The organism is Amycolatopsis sp. NPDC004378, from assembly GCF_053602455.1.
In genome coordinates this window covers 39,893-56,503 of sequence record NZ_JBSGDR010000028.1, presented here as the reverse complement: position 1 = coordinate 56,503, position 16,611 = coordinate 39,893, and the positions used below count along the sequence as shown (strand labels likewise).

At 72.0% G+C, this 16,611-nt stretch carries 12 protein-coding genes; 8 read left to right on the top strand and 4 right to left on the bottom strand.

Features of this window, described 5'->3' with window-relative positions:
- Positions 1-45: 45 nt before the first annotated feature.
- Positions 46-1,887, top strand: a complete 1,842-nt coding sequence (locus tag ACWEN0_RS43875) for a Xaa-Pro dipeptidyl-peptidase (protein ID WP_451986982.1) — start codon at positions 46-48, stop codon at positions 1,885-1,887.
- Here ACWEN0_RS43875 and ACWEN0_RS43870 read toward each other — a convergent pair.
- From ACWEN0_RS43870 to ACWEN0_RS43860, 3 genes are read right to left on the bottom strand one after another with little or no spacing between them, the layout of a single operon-like run.
- Positions 1,884-3,077: a cation:proton antiporter gene (locus tag ACWEN0_RS43870; RefSeq protein WP_451986980.1), complete on the bottom strand. Its 1,194-nt coding sequence runs from the start codon at positions 3,075-3,077 to the stop codon at positions 1,884-1,886. The two genes, ACWEN0_RS43875 and ACWEN0_RS43870, sit on opposite strands and share 4 nt — an antisense overlap.
- Before the next feature lie 7 nt (positions 3,078-3,084).
- Positions 3,085-3,567: a cation:proton antiporter regulatory subunit gene (locus tag ACWEN0_RS43865; protein WP_257926529.1), complete on the bottom strand. Its 483-nt coding sequence runs from the start codon at positions 3,565-3,567 to the stop codon at positions 3,085-3,087.
- A 38-nt stretch (positions 3,568-3,605) separates the two neighbouring features.
- Entirely contained in the window at positions 3,606-3,974 is a 369-nt protein-coding gene (locus tag ACWEN0_RS43860) for a DUF4267 domain-containing protein (protein WP_451986978.1), read from the bottom strand.
- 112 nt (positions 3,975-4,086) lie between these two features.
- Here ACWEN0_RS43860 and ACWEN0_RS43855 point away from each other — a divergent pair, with 112 nt between their 5' ends.
- The 6 genes from ACWEN0_RS43855 (at position 4,087) to ACWEN0_RS43830 (ending at position 13,261) form a co-directional block, all read left to right on the top strand.
- Complete coding sequence (locus tag ACWEN0_RS43855; protein WP_451987038.1) at positions 4,087-4,632, top strand: TetR/AcrR family transcriptional regulator; 546 nt, start codon at positions 4,087-4,089, stop codon at positions 4,630-4,632.
- A gap of 89 nt (positions 4,633-4,721) precedes the next feature.
- Entirely contained in the window at positions 4,722-5,426 is a 705-nt protein-coding gene (gene cmk / locus ACWEN0_RS43850) for a (d)CMP kinase (RefSeq protein WP_451987036.1), read from the top strand.
- Positions 5,423-6,082 (top strand): lysophospholipid acyltransferase family protein, encoded by a 660-nt coding sequence (locus ACWEN0_RS43845; protein ID WP_451986976.1) that lies wholly within the window; start codon positions 5,423-5,425, stop codon positions 6,080-6,082. Before cmk ends, ACWEN0_RS43845 begins: the two co-directional genes overlap by 4 nt.
- A gap of 16 nt (positions 6,083-6,098) precedes the next feature.
- Positions 6,099-7,559, top strand: a complete 1,461-nt coding sequence (gene der / locus ACWEN0_RS43840) for a ribosome biogenesis GTPase Der (RefSeq protein ID WP_451986974.1) — start codon at positions 6,099-6,101, stop codon at positions 7,557-7,559.
- A 254-nt stretch (positions 7,560-7,813) separates the two neighbouring features.
- Positions 7,814-11,752 carry a Pls/PosA family non-ribosomal peptide synthetase gene (locus tag ACWEN0_RS43835; protein ID WP_451986972.1) on the top strand — a complete coding sequence of 1,313 codons (3,939 nt, stop codon included), beginning with the start codon at positions 7,814-7,816 and terminating at the stop codon, positions 11,750-11,752.
- Positions 11,753-11,842: 90 nt separating this feature from the next.
- Entirely contained in the window at positions 11,843-13,261 is a 1,419-nt protein-coding gene (locus ACWEN0_RS43830; protein WP_451986970.1) for a M1 family metallopeptidase, read from the top strand.
- A gap of 21 nt (positions 13,262-13,282) precedes the next feature.
- Here ACWEN0_RS43830 and ACWEN0_RS43825 read toward each other — a convergent pair whose 3' ends face one another.
- Positions 13,283-14,131 (bottom strand): hypothetical protein, encoded by an 849-nt coding sequence (locus ACWEN0_RS43825; protein WP_451986969.1) that lies wholly within the window; start codon positions 14,129-14,131, stop codon positions 13,283-13,285.
- A 169-nt stretch (positions 14,132-14,300) separates the two neighbouring features.
- Between ACWEN0_RS43825 and ACWEN0_RS43820 the strand changes: the two genes are divergently transcribed.
- Positions 14,301-16,592, top strand: coding sequence for a glycosyl hydrolase family 95 catalytic domain-containing protein (locus ACWEN0_RS43820; RefSeq protein WP_451986968.1), 2,292 nt, complete (start codon positions 14,301-14,303; stop codon positions 16,590-16,592).
- Positions 16,593-16,611: the final 19 nt, after the last annotated feature.

Genomic DNA, 16,611 nt, shown 5'->3' with positions numbered 1-16,611 from the left:
TTCCGCCGTGGCGGGCGGCCGGACCGGCTCGCTAGCGTGACCGGCATGCGACTCGGGGTGGTGTTCGGGGTCCTCGCGGTGCTCCTGTCGGGTGCGGTCGCCCCGGCGGCCGCGGCGCCGGCGGCGAGCGAACCGGTCTACGACTACGCGAAGGCGATCCGCGAAACCGTGTGGGTCGACATCGGCCACGACGGGGACGGTGACGGCAAGCCCGACCGCGTCGCCGCCGACATCGTCCGGCCGAGCGAGCTGACCTCGGGCGTGCCGGTGATCATGGACGCGAGCCCGTACTACTCGTGCTGCGGGCGCGGCAACGAGAGCGAGCTCAAGTCGTACGACAGCGCCGGGAAACCGGTGAAGTTCCCGCTCTTCTACGACAACTACTTCGTGCCGCGCGGGTACGCCGTGGTGCTCGTCGACCTGGCCGGCACGAACCGCTCGGCCGGCTGCGCGGACGTCGGCGGGGCTTCGGACGTCGACTCGGCGCGCAAGGTCGTCGACTGGCTGAACGGCCGCGCGACCGGCTACAGCGCGAAGACCGGCGGCAGCGCGGTGAGCGCGAGCTGGACCACCGGGAACGTCGGCATGATCGGCAAGTCCTACGACGGCACGATCGCCAACGGCGTCGCCGCGACCGGGGTCGCCGGGCTGAAGACCATCGTGCCGATCTCGGCGATCAGCTCCTGGTACGACTACTACCGCTCCGACGGCGCCACGTTCGGCTTCAACCCGGCGGGCCTCGCACAGACCGTCGAAGCACGCAACAGCGGGCAGAACTGTTCGGCGCAGAACCAGGTGCTGACGGCCGGCGCGACGGCGAACGGCGACTACGGGCCGCTGTGGGCGGACCGCGACTACGTCAAGAACGCGGGCAACGTGCGCGCGAGCGTGCTGCTTTCGCACGGCGTCAACGACCTCAACGTCAAGACCATCCACTTCGGACAGTGGTGGACCGCGCTGAACGTCGAGAAGAAGATCTGGCTGTCGCAGACCGGGCACGTCGACCCGTTCGACTACCGGCGCGCCGACTGGGTCGACCTGCTGCACCGGTGGTTCGACCACTACCTGCTCGGGATCGACAACGGCGTGCAGAACGGGCCGCAGGCCAGCGTCGAGCGGCAGCCCGACCAGTGGGCGGACCAGAGCGCGTATCCGGCGGCGAACGCGGTGGCGACGACGTTGCGGCCGCACACCGGCGGCGCGCTGGGCACCTCGGCGGCGACCGGGACGGCGTCGTTCACCGACAACCCGAACGTCGGCGAGGACACCTGGGTGACGAGCCCGGGCAGCGCCGCGCTGACCTACTCGACCGGGACGCTGGGGTCGGACCTGCAGGTCTCGGGGATCTCGACGATCACCGTGACGGCGACCCCGAGCACGTCCTCGGCGCGCGTGTCGGCGATCCTCGTGGACCTCGGCGCGGCGACGATCCGCAACTTCGCGGGCAGCGGCGAGGGCATCAAGACGGGGACTTCGGAGAACTGCTGGGGATCGTCGACGTCGGGCGACGACGCCTGCTACCGCGTGACGTCGGCCGACGTGAAGAAGGTGAACTACACGATCCTCAGCCGCGGCTGGGCGGACCTCGCGAACTACGCGTCGCTGTCGCAGGAACGGCCGCTGACGCCCGGGACGGCGTACACGATGACGTTCCGGCTGGCGGCCACGGACCACGTCGTGCCGCGCGGTCACGCCCTGGCGCTGATCGTCGGCGGGACGGACGGCAGCTTCATCCGCGGCCCGGCCCAGCCGGGGCGGGTGACGCTGGACCTGGCCCGGACGTCGGTGTCCGTGCCGGTGGCGGGCGTCCTGCCGGCCGCGTCGACCCACCCGGCCCTCGACGGCGGCGCGTTCGTGCCGTCGGCGGGCCGGGCGGACCTGCGCTAGTTCGCCTCGACCGGAGCCGTCTTGGTGGCCGATTTCCGTTGCAGGGCACGGGCGATCGGCTCGACGACCCGGGCTGCCGTCGGGCCGAGGATGGCCATCAGCAGGACGTACGCCGTGGCCAGTGCGGCCAGCTCGCCGTCGACGGCGCCCGCCGTCACCGCCAGGCCGGCGATGACGATCGAGAACTCGCCGCGGGCGACCAAGGCCGCTCCGGCGCGGGCCCGGCCCATCTTCCCGATGCCCTGGCGCCGGGCGGCCCACCAGCCGGTGCCGACCTTCGACAACGTCGTCACCACCGCCAGGGCCACGGCCCAGCCGAGCACCGGCGGGATCGACGCCGGGTTCGTGTTGAGCCCGAACACCACGAAGAACACCGCGGCGAACAGGTCGCGCAGGGGTTCCAGGAGGTGCGTCGCGTTCTCCGCCGTCGACCCCGAGATCGCGATGCCCAGCAGGAACGCGCCGACCGCGGCCGACACCTGCATCGCCGAGGCGAGCCCCGCGACCAGCAGCGCCGCGCCGAGGACCTTGAGCAGGAACACCTCGCGGTCGGGGCTGTCGACGGCGGCCGAGACGTACCGGCCGAACTTCAGCGCGATCACCAGCACCACGGTGATCACGAGCAGCGAGATCCCGACCGCTTCCAGCCCGCCGAGCAGGGACACGCCGCCCAGCACCGCGGTGAGGATCGGCAGGTACAGCGCCATCACGAGGTCCTCGAACACGAGGATCGACAGCACGACCGGCGTCTCGCGGTTGCCGAGCCGGCCGAGGTCGCCGAGGACCTTCGCGACGATGCCGGACGACGAGATGTAGGTGACGCCCGCCATCACCATCGCGCCGATCGGGCCCCAGCCCAGCAGCAGCGCGACGGCGGCGCCCGGCGCGGCGTTGAGGACGATGTCGAGCAGGCCCGCCGTCCAGGACCGGCGCAGGCCGGTGAACAGCTCGGCCGCGGAGTATTCGAGTCCCAGCAGCAGGAGCAGCAGCACGACGCCGATTTCGCTGGCCAGGTGCGTGAAGCCGCCGATGTCGGTCAACGGGATCAGCCCGCCCGAGCCGAAGCACAGGCCGCCGAGCAGGTAGAGCGGGATGGGGGAGAGGCCGATCTTGCCGGCCAGGCGCCCGAGCGCGCCCAGCACGAAGAAGACCGCCCCCAGTTCGATCAGGGACAGCGCGGTGTGGTCCATGGTGGGATCAGCCGTACTTCAGGATCTTGGCGGCGGCCTCGAGGCCTTCGCTCGTGCCGACCGCGACCAGCAGGTCGCCTCCGGTGAGGGCGAAGTCCGGCGTCGGCGAAGGGTGCACCTGCCCGGCCCGCGCGACCGCGACGACCGACACGCCGGTGCGGGTGCGCATCGCCGTGTCCCCGAGCGTGCGGCCGTCGAAGGGGCCGGCCGGTTTGATCGGCAGCTGCTTGGTGCTGATCCCCGGCAGGTCCTGGTGCTCCTCGGTGAGCTGCGCGACCAGCTGCGGCGCGCCGAGCAGGTTGGCCAGCGTGCCCGCCTCGTCCGCGGTCAGCGGGATCGAGGCGGCGCAGGCGTCCGGGTCGTCCGACTTGGACACGATGAGCTCGGTGTGGCCGTCCCGCTGCGACACGACGCCGATGCGGCGGCCGGTACGGGTGCTGAAGTCCTTGCGGACCCCGATGCCGGGAAGAGGGGTTACTTCGACGTTCACCCAACCACCGTAACCCACGTGTCCGATTCGCGGGGTTTTCAGCCGAGCAGCAGGAGCAGGGCCGCGACGACCATCACGACGGCGGTCAGGCCGTGGACGCCGAAGGCGGTGGCCTTCTTCCCCTGGTGGCGCAGGACGATCAGCATGTCGAAGACGGGCCAGAGGGCCGCGGTGAGGATGACCCAGCCCAGCGCGTGCGGGTCGCCGTAGATCATCAGGGCCAGCGGGATGAGCCCGGCTCCGACGTCGCGGCCGCCCTTGACGTTGAGGAAGCTTTCGGCGTTTTCGGGGACCTCGGTGAAGCCGAAGCCCGCGGCGATCTTCGCCGGCGCGAAGAGGTAGTTGAGGCCGACGTAGATGATGCCGAGCGAGACGAGCGCGACGAGGACGTAGCCGGTGACGATCATGGTGTTCCCTCCGGTTTTCTAGCATCGCTAGGATTTCTAGCAACGCTAACTTAGCGGCGCTAGTTTGTCTAGCAGTGCTAGCATCTTCGGCATGACCCAGCGACAACGGCGTGTGCGCGACCGGACCGAACGCGGGGAACGGATCGTCGCCGCGGCCCGCGAACTCGCCGAAGCGGAGGGCTGGGACGCCGTCACCACGAGACGGCTGGCGGCTTTGATCGAGTACAGCCAGCCCGTGCTGTACAGCCACTTCCCGGGCGGCAAGGACGCGATCATGTCCGCGGCCGCCCTGGAGGGCTTCGCCGAGCTGGCGAAGGTGCTGGCCGAGGCGCGCGAAGGCGGTCTCGGCGGGGTGACGCGGGCGTACGTGGCGTTCGCCGAAGCCAAGCCCGCTCTGTACGACGCGATGTTCACGCTGGCTTCGGAGCTGCCGTTCGCCCAGGACGACACACCGGACGTGATGAAGGCGTGTTTCGCCGGGCTGCTCGCGGTGATCGAGCCGGTCGCGGACGAGCGGGAGGCGGGCGCGCTGACCGAAGTGTTCTGGAGCACCCTGCACGGCCTGGTCACGCTCGACCGCGGGCACCGGCTGTCGCCCGAGCACCGTGACGAGCGCCTCGCGCTGGTGGTCGCCCGCTTCGGCACGCGGGGCGACTGATCCGCTCCGGGGCCCGACCGGCAGAATGGAGGCAGCCCAGCCAGGTCGAGAACGCGAGGAGAGTGCCGGTGACGGGAGCCCTACGAGGTGTGGTCGCGCTGGACGGCCCGTCGGGGACCGGGAAGACCACCGTCGCCCGCAAGCTCGCCCAGCGGCTCGGGGCCGGCTACCTCGACACCGGCGCCATGTACCGGATGGTCACCCTCGCCGTGCTGCGCGCGGACGTGGACCCGGCCGACGCGGCCGCCGTCGCGGAGGTCGCCGACCGCGCCGACTTCAGCATCGGCACCAGCCCCGACCGGCCCGAGATCCGCCTCGGCGGGGACGACGTCGCCGCCGACATCCGCGGCCCCGAGGTCACCAAGGCCGTCTCGCCGGTCTCGGCCGTCCCGCACGTGCGGGAGCTGCTGGTCGCGCGGCAGCGGCGGATCATCGACGACGTCGTGGGGCACCGCGGCGGGATCGTCGTCGAGGGCCGCGACATCGGGACGGTCGTCGCGCCGGACTCGCCGCTCAAGGTCTTCCTGACCGCGTCGGCCGACGTCCGCGCGTCGCGCCGCAGCACCCAGGACACCGCCGCCGGCCGGAAGTCGTCGGTCGCCGACGCGCTGGCCAGCGTCGAGCGCCGCGACCACCTCGACTCGACCCGCGCGGCCTCCCCGCTGCGCGCGGCCGACGACGCGGTGCACGTCGACACCTCGGAACTGTCGATCGACCAGGTGATCGTCGCCCTCAGCGAACTGGCCAGCCACCGCGGCCTGCTGGCGGGGTGCAACGCCGAGGTCGCCCGATGAAAGCTGACGGGTTGCCGGAAGGCTCCGTCGGCTGGCTCCACGACGCCGGGCGGGTCTTCGCCCGGTATCATCTGCGGTCGGCCTTCCGCATCCGGGTGCACGGCCGCGAGCGCATGCCCGCCGCCGGGCCGGTGCTGGTGATCGCCAACCACAGCTCCATGATCGAACCGCAGCTGATCTTCGGAATGCTGCCGCGGCGTTCGGCGTTCCTGGTCAAGGCCGAGATGTTCGGCGGGATCGTCGGCAAGTTCATGCTGGCGATCGGGCAGATCCCGCTCAAGCGCGGCGAGATCGACCGCAAACCGCTGATGACCGCGGTCGGCGTGCTCAAAAGCGGTGGTGTCGTCGGGATCTTCCCCGAAGGCACGCGCGGCGCGGGCGACGTCGGCGCGGCCGAACGCGGCGCGGCCTGGCTGGTCCGGGCCTCCGGCGCGACCGTGCTCCCGGTCGCGACGCGGGGCACGCGCAAGCCGGCCGACGGCAAGCGGCGCTGGCGCCCGCGCGTGGACATCCTCGTGGGGGAGCCGTTCACGCCGAAGGTCGGCCCCGGGAAGACCGGGCTCGACCAGGGCACCGAAGAGCTCCGCGGTGAGCTCGCGGCGCTCGTGAAGACTTTGGACGATTGGCGTGCCGAAAACGGATTCGTTACGCCATAAGGGAAATTGGGTTCAGATGGAAGAGTTCGACAGCATCGGCGAAGTCGACGGCACTTGGTCCGAAGAGACCGAGTTCGCCGCGCTCGACGCGCAGATCGAGGCGGCCGAGCTGGCCGAGGAGGCTGCGCTCGCGCAGCCGGTGCTCGCCGTCGTCGGCCGCCCGAACGTGGGCAAGTCGACGCTGGTCAACCGCATCCTCGGCCGCCGCGAAGCCGTCGTGCAGGACGTGCCGGGCGTGACCCGCGACCGCGTGGCCTACGACGCCTACTGGGGTGGCCGCAAGTTCACCCTGGTCGACACGGGTGGCTGGGAGCCGGACGCGACCGGCCTGCAGGCCTCCGTCGCCGCCCAGGCCGAGCTGGCCATGCAGACCGCGGACGCCGTCCTCCTGGTGATCGACGCCACGGTCGGCGCGACCGCCACCGACGAAGCCGTCTCCAAGGTGCTGCGCCGCTCGAAGAAGCCGGTGCTGCTCGCGGCGAACAAGGTCGACGACGACCGGCTGCTCGCGGACACCGCGTCGCTGTGGTCGCTGGGCCTCGGCGAGCCGCACCCGGTCAGCGCGCTGCACGGCCGCAGCTCCGGCGACCTGCTCGACGCCATCCTCAAGGCCCTGCCCGAGTCGCCGCGCGAAGGCGGCGCCGTGACGTCGGGGCCGCGGCGCGTCGCGCTGGTCGGCAAGCCGAACGTCGGCAAGTCGAGCCTGCTCAACAAGCTCTCGGGCGAGGAGCGCTCGGTCGTCGACTCGGTCGCAGGCACCACCGTCGACCCGGTCGACTCGCTGGTCGAGCTGGACGGCGACACCTGGCGGTTCGTCGACACCGCGGGCCTGCGCAAGCGCGTGAACTTCGCCGCCGGCGCCGAGTACTACGCGTCGCTGCGCACCAAGACCGCGATCGACGCGGCCGAGGTCGCGATCGTGCTGCTGGACGCGGCCGAGCCGCTGTCGGAGCAGGACCTGCGGGTGCTGACCATGGTCGTCGAGGCCGGGCGCGCGTGCGTGCTGGCGTTCAACAAGTGGGACCTGGTCGACGAGGACCGGCGGCACGCGATGGTCCGCGAGCTGGAGCGCGGCCTGGTCCGGGTGCCGTGGGCCGAGAAGGTCAACATCTCCGCGCTGACCGGCCGGTCCGTGCGCAAGCTCGCCCCGGCGTTGCGGACGGCGCTCGCGTCGTGGGACCAGCGGGTGCCGACCGGCCAGCTCAACGCGTGGCTGTCGGACCTCATCGCGGCCACCCCGCCGCCGGTCCGCGGCGGCAAGCAGCCGAAGGTGCTGTTCGCGACGCAGGCGGGCATTCGGCCGCCGACGTTGGTGCTGTTCACCACCGGATTCCTCGAAGCGGGCTATCGCCGGTTCATCGAACGCAAGTTCCGTGAGCGGTTCGGCTTCGCGGGCAGCCCCGTTCGGGTGAATGTGCGCGTCCGGGAAAAGAAGGCGAAGCCGAAGATCGGCGGAAAAGCCGCCAAAACGCGGTGAATTCCTGACGCGCTGACCGGCGTGACCCAAAAATTGCGACCTGGATCACGCTGGTCAGGGCGTTCTCGGTGAGGTCCGACACTCCGTCGTGACCCTGGAGATATCTTACGTTCATCTTCGGTTAGAGTGGACGGTCGTTGCGGGCGCCTCATTCAGGAGTGCAAGCCCGATGAGGCTCGCGGAAGGTGAGTGATGGGCTTGCGCGCCCATAGTTCGTCCCTGCACGTCTTCGTTCCGGTCGAGGTGGCTGCCTGATGACCGTCACGATCGAACCCGCCGAATCGGCCCCCGAGGTCGACGCGGAAATCACGATGCCGCTGGCCTGCGTCGCCGAAGTGACGCACGCGCCGTCGACCACCCCGGTCGCCGACCGGGCCCTGTTCTGGTCCGGCCTGGGCGCCAGCGAGCGCACCCTGCTCGACATCGTCGCCGCCACCGCCGAGCGGCACCCCAACGCCGCCGCGATCGACGACGGCACCACCACCCTGACCTACCGCCGGCTCCTCGAGGAGATCGACGCCTACGGCCGCCGCCTGCGCGGCTACGGCGTCGGCCTCGGCGACCGCGTCGGCATCCGGATCTCCTCCGGCACCGCCGAGCTGTACGTCGCGATCCTCGCGACCCTGTCCGTCGGCGCCGCGTACGTGCCGGTCGACGCGGACGACCCGGACGAGCGCGCCGAGCTGGTCTTCGAAGAGGCGCAGGTCGCCGCCGTCGCCACCGACGGCAAGATCGAGGTCCACTCCACGCCGGGCGGCCGTGACGGCGTTCCCGGCCCGGCCGACGACGCCTGGATCATCTTCACCTCCGGCTCGACCGGCAAGCCCAAGGGCGTCGCGGTCACACACGCCAGCGCCGCCGCCTTCGTCGACGCCGAGGCCGAGCTGTTCCTCACCGAGGAGCCGATCGGCCCCGGCGACCGCGTCCTGGCCGGGCTGAGCGTCGCGTTCGACGCCTCCTGCGAAGAGATGTGGCTGGCTTGGCGCCACGGCGCCTGTCTGGTCCCGGCGCCGCGCGCGCTGGTCCGCACCGGCGTCGACCTCGGCCCGTGGCTGGTCGCGCAGCGCATCACCGTCGTCTCGACCGTGCCGACGCTGGCCGCGCTGTGGCCCGCCGACGCGCTCGAAGACGTCCGCCTGCTCATCTTCGGCGGCGAAGCGTGCCCGCCGGAGCTGGCCGAGCGCGTCGCCGTCGAAGGCCGCGAAGTCTGGAACACCTACGGCCCCACCGAGGCCACCGTCGTCGCCTGCGCCGCGCAGCTGACCGGCGAAGGCCCCGTTCGCATCGGCCTGCCGCTGGCCGGCTGGCAGCTCGCCGTCGTCAACGACGAAGGCGAGCCGGTCGCCATGGGCGAAACCGGTGAGCTCGTCATCGGCGGCGCGGGCCTGGCCCGCTACCTCGACGCCGAGAAGGACGCCGAGAAGTTCGCGGCGCTGCCGTCGCTGGGCTGGCAGCGCGCCTACCGCTCGGGCGACATGGTCCGCGCCGAAGCGGAGGGCCTGCTGTTCCTGGGCCGCCTCGACGAGCAGGTCAAGCTCGGCGGCCGCCGCATCGAGCTGGGCGAGGTCGACGCCGCGCTGCAGGCCCTGCCGGGCGTGCAGGGCGCGGCGGCCGCGATCCGCCGCACCAAGGCGGGCAACCAGGTCCTCGTCGGGTACGTCGTCCCCGGTGACGAGGCCTTCAACCACGACGACGCCGCGAACCGGCTGCGCGAGCACCTGCCCGCCGCGCTGGTGCCGCTGCTCGCCGTCGTCGACGACCTGCCGACGCGCACGTCCGGCAAGGTCGACCGCGCCGCGCTGCCGTGGCCGCTGTCCACTGTGGACGCCGCCGGGCTGTCGCCGACCGAGACGTGGCTCGCCGAAGGCTGGGCCGAGATCCTCGGCGTGTCGGTCGACGACCCGAAGGCCGACTTCTTCACCCACGGTGGTGGCAGCCTCACGGCCGCGCAGGTGGTCGCCCGGATCCGTACCCGGCACCCGCAGGTGTCGGTCGCCGACGTCTACGCCCACCCGAAGCTGGGCGCGCTGGCCGCGATGCTGGACGCGCTGAGCGGCGCCGCCACCGAGCGCCGCGACATCGCGCCGACCCCGCGTCGCGCCGGGGTGATCCAGACGCTGCTCACGATCCCGCTGATGGGGGTTGTCGGCCTGCGCTGGGCGACGCTCGCCGCGGCCCTGTCGAACATCCTGGCGCTGCTCGGGTTCGCCTGGGCGCCGACGCTGAACTGGGCGTGGATCGGCCTGGCCTGGGTCGTGCTGTTCAGCCCGGCCGGCCGGATCGCGATCGCCGCGGGTGGCGCCCGCGTGCTGCTCTCGGGCGTCCGCCCGGGCACCTACCCGCGTGGCGGGAGTGTCCACTTGCGCCTGTGGACGGCCGAGAAGCTCGCCGAGTTCTCCGGCGCGGACAGCGTCGCCGGCGCGTCCTGGATGACGACGTACGCGAAGGCCCTCGGCGCGCGGATCGGCAAGGACGTCGACCTGCACTCGCCGCCGCCGGTCACCGGCTTCCTCAAGCTGGGCCGCGGCGCCGCGATCGAGCCCGAGGTCGACCTGTCCGGCCACTGGGTCGACGGCGACGTCGTGCACATCGGCAAGGTCCGCATCGGCGCGGAGGCCCGCATCGGCGCGCGCAGCACGCTGTTCCCCGGTGTCCGGATCGGCAAGGGCGCGGAGATCGCGGCCGGCTCGACCGTCCGCGGCGCCGTCCCGGCCGGGCAGCGCTGGGCCGGTTCGCCGGCCGCGCGCGTCGCCAAGGACGAGCGTGACGCGCTGAAGTGGCCGTCGAGCCGCCCGCCGCGGTCGCACTTCTGGGCCGCCGTCTACGGCGCGACGTCGATGCTCCTCGGGTTCCTGCCCGGCATCGCCGCGCTGGCGGGCGTCGCCGTCCTCGGCTACGCGATCGCCGGCGCCCCGACGCTGCTCGACGCGTTCACCCGGGCGATGATCTTCGTCCCGGCCGCGACCGCCGCGTACTTCCTCGCCTACATGCTGCTCGTGCTGGCCGGGGTCCGGGCGCTGAGCATCGGCATGGTCGAGGGCTACCACCCGGTGCACGGCCGCGTCGCGTGGCAGGTCTGGGCCACCGAGCGCCTGATGAGCATGGCCCGCGAAGGCCTGTTCCCGCTCTACGCCAGCCTGTTCACCCCGGTGTGGCTGCGGCTGCTCGGCGCGAAGGTCGGCCGCAACGTCGAGGCGTCGACCGTCCTGGCGCTGCCGAAGATGACCAAGGTCGACAGCGGCGCGTTCCTCGCCGACGACACCATGGTCGCCACCTACGAACTCGGCCACGGCTGGCTGCACGTCGCCCCGGCCCGGATCGGCAAGCAGGCCTTCCTCGGCAACTCGGGGATGACCGCGCCCGGCCGGTCGGTGCCGAAGCGGGGGCTCGTGGGTGTGTTGTCCTCGACGCCGCTGAAGGCGAAGAAGGGCTCGTCGTACCTCGGCATGCCGCCGCTGCCGGTCCGCCGCGCGATCGGCGAGGCCGACACGAGCCGCACCTACACCCCGGCGCTGCACCTCAAGGCGGCGCGGGCGCTGGTCGAGCTGTGCCGGATCATCCCGGTCATGTGCGCGGTCGCGCTGACCGTCTCGGTCGCCTTCGGGCTGCTGTGGGCAGCCACGGCGTTCGGCTTCGGCGTCGCGCTGCTGCTGGCCGGGCCCGCCCTGCTGGCCGCCGGCGTCGTCGCGGCGCTGACCGCGACGGTGATGAAGTGGCTGCTGGTCGGCAAGTTCCGCGAGGTCGACCACCCGCTGTGGAGCTCTTTCGTCTGGCGCAACGAGCTGGCAGACACCTTCGTCGAGGCCCTCGCGGTGCCGTGGCTGATCGGCTCGGTCGGCGGCACGCCGCTGCTGACCGCCTGGCTGCGCACGATGGGCGTCAAGATCGGCCGCGGCGTCTGGCTGGAGACGTACTGGCTGCCCGAGGCCGACCTGGTTTCCCTGGGCGACGGCGCGACGATCAACCGCGGCTGCGTCGTGCAGACGCACCTGTTCCACGACCGGATCATGAGCATGTCGCGGGTGCACCTCGGCGAGGGCGCCACCCTCGGCCCGCACGGCATCGTGCTGCCGGGCGCCGGGATCGGTGCCCGCACCACCGTCGGCCCGGGCTCGCTCGTGACCCGTGGCGACGAGGTGCCGGCCGACACCCGCTGGCTCGGGAACCCGATCTCGGCGTGGCCGGGTAAGTAGAAGGTCACGAAGTACCCGCCTGGCTCGCCGGACTCACCCGTCCGTGCGAGCCTGGTTTGGTACGTCGGTACGAGGAAAGGTTCGCGACGGGTGATTTCGAAGGCTCCTGCTCCGGCACCCGGTGCGGATACTTCCGGTGACCCCTACCTGCCCGCCCACGGCAACGGCGGCTACCGGGTCAAGCACTACGACCTGACGCTCGACTACAAGGTCGGGCCGAACCGGCTGGCGGCCTCCGCGGTGATCACGGCGGAGGCGACGCAGGCCCTTTCCCGCGCCAGCCTGGACTTCGCGGACTTCCGGATCAACCGCGTGCTCGTCGACGGCAAGCCCGCGAAGTACCTCAAGCGCGGCGCGAAGCTCCACGTCAAGCCGGCGAAGTCGATCCCGTCGGGCGGCGAGTTCACGATCGAGGTGCACTACGTCGGCAACCCGAGCCCGGTCGGGAGCCGCTGGGGCGACGTCGGCTGGGACGAGCTGACCGACGGCGCGCTCGTGGCGAGCCAGCCGGTCGGCGCGCCGTCGTGGTTCCCGTGCAACGACCACCCGGCGGACAAGGCGACCTACCGGGTGACGCTGACGACGGCGTCGCCCTACTTCGTCGCGGTCACCGGCGACCTGGTGGAGAGCTCGACGTCGGCCAGCACGACGAAGTGGGTCTTCGAGCGTCCCGAGCCGACGGCGACCTACCTGATGAGCGTCCAGATCGGCCGCTACGACGAGATCGAGCTGACCGGCCGCGGCTGGTTCCCGCACACGGGGATGAGCCTGCGCCGGCTGAGCCTCGGCTTCGGCCGGGGGAGCGGGCGGATCGAGTCGGTCGTCGAGACGGTGCCGCAGCGCGCGGCCGTGCCGCCCCGGCTGCGGCGCCTGTTCGAGCGCGACTTCGGGCGGCAGGGCCGCATGATGGAGATGCTGCAGCGGCTGTTCGGGCCGTACCCGTTCGAGGAGTACGTCATCGTCGTCACCGACGACGACCTCGACGACCCGATCGAGGCCCAGGGCATGGCGATCTTCGGCGCCAACCACGTCGACGGCCGCCGCACGTACGAGCGGCTCGTGGTGCACGAGCTGGCCCACCAGTGGTTCGGCAACAGCCTGACGGTGGCCGACTGGCGCCACATCTGGCTCAACGAAGGCTTCGCGACGTACGCGGAGTGGTTGTGGTCGGAGGAGTCCGGCGGCCAGTCCGCCGCGGCGCTGGCCCGGTCGTGGCACACCCGGATCAAGGCCAAGCCGGCCGACGTCCGGATCGCCGACCCGGGTGTGGCGCGGATGTTCGACGAGCGCGTCTACAAGCGCGGGGCGTTGACGCTGCACGCGCTGCGGGCGGAGATCGGCGACCCGGCGTTCTTCGCGCTGCTGAAGGCGTGGACCGGCGACCACCGCCACGGCCTGGTGACGACGGACGCGTTCGTCGCCATGGCGGAGGCGTACGCGGCGCGCTCGTTGAACAGCTTCTTCGAGCGCTGGCTGTGGACCCCGGCGCTGCCCCCACTGCCCGCTTAGGGGTCTGCCGCAGCCGGATGCTCAGGTCTGGCAGCGGAAGGTCGAGGCGCAGGTACCGCAGCGGGCCGTGGCCGTGCGGTTCAGGGGGAGCCGGGTGCCGTGGCCGCAGGCCGGGCACGCGAAGGTGACTCTGTCTCCGGAGAAGCGGTAGCCGGCCGTCGAGCGGCCGGCGCGCCTGTCCTGTTCGTACTGCCGCCGGGGCGCGCCCGCGAGGGGTGGCCGGGCGTAGTCCTCGAGTGCCCGCTGGTGCCCGAGCCGGTAGGCGCCGTCCGCGACGCCGGTGAACGGGCGGACCGGCTCGCCGAACGCCAGCCCCCGCTTCGCCAGCACGTACCCCATCTCCGGCGGAGACAGGTACCCGACGCGGGACGTCGTCCGGCGGCGCGTGGCGAGCCCCTGCCGGACGTCGACGCGGTAGGCCGCCAGCATCGGCCGTCCGATGCCGAGGTAGAGCGTGGCCGTGTCGACGAAGACCTCCGCCTGGGAGAGGCGGTGGCGGTGCAGGAAGACGTGCATCACCTCGTGCGCGAGCACGGCCGGGATGTCGCGCGGGTCGTCCTGGTAGTGCGGGCTGAGGGTCACGAAGTACTCCGGGCCCGGGCCCAGCTCGACCTCGCCGACGTGCCCGCCGAGCGGGCTGAACGCGACGATCACCCGCGCGTCGCCGATGCCGAGGTGCCGGGTCATCGCCGCGGCCGCCTGCTGCGCTTCGAGGAGCGGGTCGCGGCCCGGCGGGGGCGGCAGCTCGAGCGTGCCGAACGTCTTCACGGACAGCCGCGCGTACAGCTCGCGGATCGCGCCGCGGACGTCGTCGATCCGGTCGAACGTCCCCGGTGGCGCCACCGGCCGGGGCCGCCGGAGCAAGGCCATACCCGGTAGACGACCGAGCCACGCGGCGAGTTCCTCCGCGCCGAGACATCGGATGTATCTGCCGCTTTACGGGTGAACAACCCTGGCGTTTCGGGAGTCTGTCTGCAAACATGGCCGGACGCCGCCGCCGGATCTCGTGAAACGTAGTATGAATTCGAAGGGACGCTTCATGGACGCAGTGTCGCGGCGTACCGTGCTCCGCGCTGCCTCGGTCGTGGCCGGAGCGGCGGCGTTCGGGGGGCTCTGGGCCTGCGCGGCCCCGCCGGCGCTGGCCGGCGGGAACCCGCACCGCGATATCGCCGCGGACGCCCGGATGCGCTGGAAGCGCCTGCCGAAGAACTGGCAGGAGGGCCCGTTCCTGGCCAACGGCTACCTCGGTGCGCAGGTCTACGCCGGGAAGACACCGCAGGTGCTCAAGGTGATGCTGAGCCACACCCAGGTGCAGGACCAGCGGATCCAGTGGGAGGCCGGCATCGGGCTGTCCCGGCTGCCGATCGGCTACCTCACGCTCACCCTGGCCGGCGCGATCACGGCGGTCGACTGGACGCTCGACCTGTACAACGCCGAGCTGGGCGGCACGATCACCACGACCCAGGGCTCGGTCGCGTTCTCCGCGGTGATCCACAACGACCTGGGCGTGCTGCTCGTCTCGCTGACGCCCAGCGCGGGCGAGGCCGGGGCGGCGTGGGCGTTCCAGCCGCTGGAGTCGGCGACCACCCGGACCGTCCGCAAGCCACCCGAGTACGTCGCGAACCCCGCGCCCGAGACCGGCGACGGGTACTGCGCGCAGCCGATGCTCGCCGGTGGCGGGTACACGACGGCGTGGCGCGAACGCGCGATCGGTGCGCGACGGCTGTTCGCCGCCACCGTCGCCTACAGCTTCCCCGGCACGACCCACACCACCGACGCCCTCGCAGCGGTCCGGAAAGCGCTTGCGACGAACCCGGACGTGCTGCTCGCCGGGCACCGCCGCTGGTGGAACGACTACCACCGGCGCAGTTTCGTTTCGGTGCCGGACAAGCGGGTCCAGCGCTTCTACTGGATCCAGCTGTACAAGATCGCCGCCGCCACCCGCGCCGGCGGCCCGGTCGTGTCGGAGTGGGGGCCGTGGTTCCCCGAGGTCGGCAACAGCTGGACCGCGGTGTGGTGGAACCTCAACGTCCAGGTGACCTACCCGATCGTCAACAGCAGCAACCACCCCGAACTCGACGCCGTCACCGAGACCTTCCGGCGCGATCACGCCAACCTCGAGACGTCCGTGCCGCCCGCCTACCGCGACGGCGACACCTACGCGCTCTCGCACCCGGGGGACTGGCGGCTGCGGCCCGGCGGCACGCGCTCGGTCGGTGTCCCCGGGACGACGTCCAAGACCGACCAGACCGGGAACCTGCTGTGGGGCCTGCACAACGTCTGGCTCGCGTATCGCCACCACCTGGACCGGCGCGTCCTGCGTGACGTGCTGTACCCGACGCTGGCGAAGGCGCTGAACTTCTACCGCCACTTCCTCTTCGCCGGTCCCGACGGCGCCCTGCACCTGCCGCTGACCCGCTCGCCGGAGTACGCCGACGCCGCCGACTGCACCTACGACCTGTCGCTGATCCGCTGGGCGGCGCGCACGCTCGCCGACACCGCGCGGATCCTGCGGCTCGACGAGCCGCGCGTCCCGGTCTGGCAGGAGATCAGCGCGAAACTGGTGCCGTACCACGAAGATCCCGCGAACGGCGTCCTGATCGGCGACGGCGTCCCGCTGGCCGACTCGCACCGGCACTTCTCGCACCTGCTGTGGCTGTACCCGTTGCGTGAGAAGGTCTGGGACCGGACCGGCGACCGCGACGTCATGACCCGGACGTTCAAGCACTGGATCGCCGACCAGACGGCCTGGCACGGCTACAGCTACGCGGCCGCGTCGTCGATGTCGTCGGTGATGGACGCACCTGAGGAAGCCCTGCGCTACCTGAAGTTCTTCCTCGACCGGAACGTCGTCGCCGACACCGAGCTGACCGCGAACACGATGTACCGCGAAGGCTCGAACTTCGCGATCGAAAGCCCGATCACCGCCGCCCAGTCCGTTGTGGACATGCTGATGCAGGGGTCCGGGGGTGTGCTCAAGGTCTTCCCGTCGGTGTCGGCGACCTGGCGCGACGCCTCGATTTCCGGCCTGCGTGCGGAAGGCGCGTTCCTGGTGGACGCGTCCCGCCGGGACGGGAAAACGGAGTTCGTCCGCGTGCACAGCGAAGCCGGCGAACCCCTGGTCCTGCAGCACGGCGTCACCGGCGACGTCGACGTCCGCGACGAGCACGGCCGGCGGCTGCCGTGGCGCCCGGCCGGGCCCGGGCGGATCGCGATCGGGCTGCGGCGCGGCGGCACCGCCGTCGTCACGCCCCACGGCGCGCGGCCGGACTTCGCACCCCGGGACGTCCCCGCGCTCGGCCCGGCGCCGGCGTGGGGGCTGCCGGACTGACACCCGCTTTCGACAAGGA

What these genes read in the sequence shown, in the direction of transcription:
- ACWEN0_RS43875 (WP_451986982.1), top strand. Translation starts at nt 46, where the DNA reads ATGCGACTCGGGGTGGTGTTCGGGGTCCTCGCGGTGCTCCTGTCGGGT.
- ACWEN0_RS43870 (WP_451986980.1), bottom strand. Translation starts at nt 3,077, where the DNA reads ATGGACCACACCGCGCTGTCCCTGATCGAACTGGGGGCGGTCTTCTTC.
- ACWEN0_RS43860 (WP_451986978.1), bottom strand. Translation starts at nt 3,974, where the DNA reads ATGATCGTCACCGGCTACGTCCTCGTCGCGCTCGTCTCGCTCGGCATC.
- ACWEN0_RS43845 (WP_451986976.1), top strand. Translation starts at nt 5,423, where the DNA reads ATGAAAGCTGACGGGTTGCCGGAAGGCTCCGTCGGCTGGCTCCACGAC.
- der (WP_451986974.1), top strand. Translation starts at nt 6,099, where the DNA reads ATGGAAGAGTTCGACAGCATCGGCGAAGTCGACGGCACTTGGTCCGAA.
- ACWEN0_RS43835 (WP_451986972.1), top strand. Translation starts at nt 7,814, where the DNA reads ATGACCGTCACGATCGAACCCGCCGAATCGGCCCCCGAGGTCGACGCG.
- ACWEN0_RS43825 (WP_451986969.1), bottom strand. Translation starts at nt 14,131, where the DNA reads ATGGCCTTGCTCCGGCGGCCCCGGCCGGTGGCGCCACCGGGGACGTTC.
- ACWEN0_RS43820 (WP_451986968.1), top strand. Translation starts at nt 14,301, where the DNA reads ATGGACGCAGTGTCGCGGCGTACCGTGCTCCGCGCTGCCTCGGTCGTG.